This window comes from Herminiimonas sp. (genome assembly GCF_030645555.1).
Taxonomy (GTDB): Bacteria; Pseudomonadota; Gammaproteobacteria; order Burkholderiales; family Burkholderiaceae_D; genus Oxalicibacterium.
On the sequence record NZ_JAUSME010000230.1, the window covers coordinates 1 to 4,647 of the forward strand.

A 4,647-nucleotide genomic window follows, 5' to 3' on the forward strand; every position below is an offset into this window, starting at 1 on the left:
CTACGAAAAGAACGACCTCGATCGCAGCGCCGGTTGCATTCGTGACCTCGCGCATGCGTATTCCCAGGACGGTGGTCTTGCTGTGCTGTACGGGAATATTGCAGAGAAAGGTTGCATCGTGAAGACCGCCGGTGTGGATGAAAGCATATTGAAATTCTCCGGCAAGGCACGCGTGTTTGAAAGTCAGGATTCGGCGGTGGAAGCGATCCTCGGCGATACCGTGCATGCAGGCGACGTCGTCATCATCCGTTACGAAGGACCGAAAGGCGGTCCGGGCATGCAGGAAATGCTGTACCCGACCTCATACATAAAGTCGAAGGGACTCGGCAAGGCCTGCGCCTTGTTCACCGACGGCCGTTTCTCTGGCGGCTCCTCCGGCCTCGTGATTGGCCACGCCTCGCCGGAAGCAGCCGAAGGTGGCGCGATCGGCCTGGTGGAAGAAGGAGACATGATAGACATCGACATTCCATTACGCACGATCAACCTACGCCTCAGCGCGGAAGAATTGGCGCGCCGTCGCACCGCGATGGAAGCACGCGGCGAAGGCGCCTGGCGGCCGGTGAACCGCGAGCGTTATGTCTCGCAAGCGCTGCAAGCCTATGCCGCGCTGACGACTTCCGCAGACCGCGGTGCAGTGCGTGACCTGTCACAACTGAAGCGCTGATCGCTGCGCGACGGATCTGAGGGCATAGGAAGAGCCGCAGCGATGCATGCGTTTGGTCGCAAGCAGCCATCCCACAAAGCAGCTTTACCCATAAAAAAAGCCGGATTTTCATCCGGCTTTTTTGCGTTCTGTGTAGCAGCGATCAACCAGTGACAGCACCCTTGCTGGCAGTCGATGCCAAGGCCGCATATTTCGCCAGCACGCCACGGGTGTAACGCGGTGCAGGTTGCTTCCAGTTGGCGCGGCGACGTGCGATCTCTTCTTCCGGCACATTCAATTGAATCAGCAATTGACGTGCATCTATCGTCACTGAATCGCCTTCTTCGACCAGACCGATGGTGCCACCGACAAAGGCTTCCGGTGACACGTGACCGACCACCATGCCCCAGGTGCCGCCGGAGAAACGGCCGTCGGTGATCAAGCCTACCGATTCACCCAGACCCTGCCCGACCAGAGCAGATGTAGGCGCCAGCATCTCGGGCATGCCCGGGCCGCCTTTAGGTCCGAGGTAGCGCATGACCAGCACATCGCCGGCAACGATCTTGTTTGCCATGATGGCATCCATTGCCGAGTATTCATCATCGAATACGCGCGCAGGTCCGGTGATGACAGGATTTTTCAAGCCGGTGATCTTGGCTACGCAACCTTCGGGCGACAGATTGCCTTTCAGGATGGCCAGGTGGCCTTGTGCATACAGGGCCTTGTCTATCGTGTGTATCACTTTTTGATCGGCACGCGGCACCGATGGAATGTCCGCCAATGATTCGGCTATGGTCTGGCCGGTGATCGTCATGCAATCGCCATGCAACAGGCCGGCATCGAGCAGCACTTTCATCACTTGCGGAATGCCGCCAGCCTGGTGCAGATCGGTTGCGACATATTGACCCGACGGCTTCAAATCACAGATGACCGGGACTTTTTTGCGCATGCGCTCGAAGTCATCTATGGTCCAGTCGATTTCCGCTGCGTGCGCGATCGCCAGGAAATGCAGCACTGCGTTGGTCGAGCCGCCGGTTGCCATGATGACTGCAACCGCATTCTCGATAGCCTTGCGCGTGACGATGTCGCGCGGCTTCAAATCCTTCTTGATCGCTTCGACCAGCACGCGGGCCGATTCGGCAGCCGAGCCGACTTTCTCATCGTCGGGATTGGCCATCGTCGATGAATATGGCAGCGCCATGCCGAGCGCTTCAAATGAAGATGACATCGTGTTGGCGGTGTACATGCCGCCGCAGGAACCGGACGACGGGCAGGCATTGCGTTCTATGCCGTCGAAGTCTTCCTGCGACATGCGGCCGGCGGTGAATTCGCCGACGGCTTCAAATGCGGACACGATGGTCAGGTCCTTGCCCTTCCAGTGGCCCGGCTTGATGGTGCCGCCGTAGACATAGATGCTGGGCACGTTGGTGCGCAGCATCGCGATCATGCCGCCCGGCATATTCTTGTCGCAGCCGCCGATGACGAGCACGCCATCCATCCACTGGCCGTTGACGGCAGTTTCAATACAGTCGGCGATGACTTCGCGCGAAATCAGCGAATACTTCATCCCTTCGGTGCCCATAGACATGCCGTCGGAAATGGTCGGCGTACCGAACACTTGCGGATTGGCGCCGGCATCCTTGATCGCCGTGATCGCGATATCAGCCAGTTTTTGCAGGCCGGAGTTGCATGGCGTAATCGTCGAGTGACCGTTGGCGATACCGACCATGGGCTTGTCGAAGTCGGCTTTTTCATAGCCCAATGCGTAATACATGGAGCGGTTAGGGCTGCGGGATACGCCCTGCGTGATGTTTTTTGAGCGACGATTGAATGCCATGATGCCTCCGGGTTAAGAGCCGCTAGATTGCCTTGCACTGAGCTGGGTGTCAATTATATGATTCCATCATGATCAATATGTATAGAGTATCAATACCGATTAAACTGACGCCATGAATATAGAACTCAGACAGCTGCGCTACTTCGTCACCGTGGCCGAGGAAATGCATTTTGGCCGTGCCGCGCTGCGCCTGCACATGACGCAGCCGCCGCTGTCGCAGGCGATCCAGTCGCTGGAAGCGATGCTGGGCGTGCAATTGTTCCGCCGCACCAGTCGCAGCGTCGCACTGACGCCGGCTGGCGCCGCCTTGCTGCCGGAAGCACAACGCATTTTGCAGCAAACGGCTGCGCTGCCCGACCTGATGCGGCGCGCAGCATCGGGCGCATCCGGTCGCCTGTCGCTGGCCTTTGTGTCCACCGCCGATTACAGCGTGCTGCCCCCTTTCCTGCGCGAATTCCGCGCCACCTATCCGGATGTCGAAATCGATTTGCGCGAAGCGACGACCGATATCCAGCTCGACGACTTGATGCAGGGACGGGTCGATGTCGGTCTGCTGATCCCGCCGCTGCCCGACAAGGCGAAACTGCAACTGGATTATTTGCCTGTGATATCTGAACCTTTGATCCTCGCTGCACCTAAGGGACTGAAGGCAATCAAAGGGAAAACGGTGGTGAGCTTGCAGGCGCTGGCTGATATGCCGCTGATTATTTTCCCGCGCCGGATAGCGCCGGCCTTCCACGATGCGATCCTGGCTTGCTATCGCGATGCCGGTTTGACGCCGCACATAGGCCAGGAAGCGATACAGATGCAAACCATCATCGGCCTGGTGTCGGCGGGCATGGGCATCGCGCTTGTGCCACAATCCGTGTCGAACCTGAAACGCCCTGGTGTCGACTACAAACCATTGGCAAATAAAACGCCGCTGGTCGAAACCGGGCTGGCATGGCGGCGCGATAATGCCTCGCCGGTGCTGCACGCTTTTCTTGAATTATTGCGAAAGAACTAGATCATGTGGATACACCCTATGCCCGACCCGATTGCACTATCAATCGGCCCGCTCGCGATACGCTGGTATGGCTTGATGTATCTCGCTGCCTTTGCCCAGTTCATCTGGCTGGCACGCATACGCATCAAACAGCCGCATATTGCACAAGCCGGATGGAAGAAGGAAGACATAGACGACATGCTGTTCTATGGCGTGCTGGGCGTGATCGTCGGCGGCCGGCTGGGTGAAGTATTGTTTTACGATCCATCTTATTATTTTTCAAACCCGCTGGAAATCTTCAAGGTATGGAAAGGCGGCATGTCCTTCCACGGCGGCTTCCTCGGCGTGCTGTTTGCGATGAGTTTGTGGGCGCGCAAGCAGGGACGCAATGTGCTGGACGTATGGGACTTCATCGCGCCCATGGTGCCACTTGGTTATGCCTTCGGCCGCCTCGGCAATTTCATCAATGCAGAATTACCGGGCCGCGTCACCGATGCGTCATTGCCATGGGCGATGATCTGGCCGAATGTAGACAACCTGCCGCGTCACCCTTCACCCCTGTATCAGGCGCTGGTCGATGGCTTGCTGATGTTCATCCTGTTGTGGCTGTTCTCGCGCAAGCCGCGGCCCCGCATGGCAGTCGGCGGCATGTTTGCGCTGCTGTATGGCGCGGCGCGCTTCTTTACCGAATATTTCCGCACGCCGGATTACGAAGTGCATTTCGCCGGCGTCACGATTTCTGCCGGACAGATGCTGTCAGTGCCGCTGATCGTGCTGGGCATCGTCATGTTGCTGCTTGCGTATCGCAAGGAACGCAAGCAATGACGATGCAGCGCGCTGGGCACTAGATGGTTTCCTGGCTGACGTTTACCAAGCTTGCCGACAGCAATTTCACGATGCCGCTCGCTGCCTTGCTGGCCGCCTGGCTGGCTGGTGCACGGGCATGGAAACCATGCTTGCTCTGGTGCCTGCTGTTCGGTGCCGGCATCGTGCTGGTGATCGCGACCAAGATTGCCTATATCGGCTGGGGCGCAGGTATTGCAGCGATAGACTTCACCGGCATCAGCGGCCATGCGATGCGCGCCACGGCGATTGCTCCGGTCCTGATCTACTTGTTGCTGCTGAAGCAGACACGGAAAATACAGCTATTCGGTTTGTTGATGGCAATCGGTTTCGGCCTTG

General features: G+C 58.0%; 4 protein-coding genes and 1 pseudogene. 4 read left to right on the forward strand and 1 reads right to left on the reverse strand.

The window, feature by feature from the left end:
* Positions 1-664 (forward strand): dihydroxy-acid dehydratase (locus tag Q7T06_RS08945; RefSeq protein ID WP_304783696.1); only part of this gene is annotated, 664 nt, incomplete at its 5' end.
* A 142-nt stretch (positions 665-806) separates the two neighbouring features.
* Here Q7T06_RS08945 and ilvD read toward each other — a convergent pair.
* Positions 807-2,480 (reverse strand): dihydroxy-acid dehydratase, encoded by a 1,674-nt coding sequence (gene ilvD / locus Q7T06_RS08950; protein WP_304783700.1) that lies wholly within the window; start codon positions 2,478-2,480, stop codon positions 807-809.
* A gap of 112 nt (positions 2,481-2,592) precedes the next feature.
* Between ilvD and Q7T06_RS08955 the strand changes: the two genes are divergently transcribed.
* The 3 genes and pseudogenes from Q7T06_RS08955 to Q7T06_RS08965 all read left to right on the forward strand — a co-directional run.
* On the forward strand, positions 2,593-3,486 hold the full coding sequence (locus tag Q7T06_RS08955; protein ID WP_304783703.1) for a LysR substrate-binding domain-containing protein: 894 nt from the start codon (positions 2,593-2,595) through the stop codon (positions 3,484-3,486).
* Positions 3,487-3,489: 3 nt separating this feature from the next.
* Entirely contained in the window at positions 3,490-4,290 is an 801-nt protein-coding gene (gene lgt, locus Q7T06_RS08960; protein ID WP_304783706.1) for a prolipoprotein diacylglyceryl transferase, read from the forward strand.
* Between the two features lie 23 nt (positions 4,291-4,313).
* Positions 4,314-4,647: pseudogene (locus Q7T06_RS08965) on the forward strand (membrane-associated phospholipid phosphatase); the annotation flags it as partial.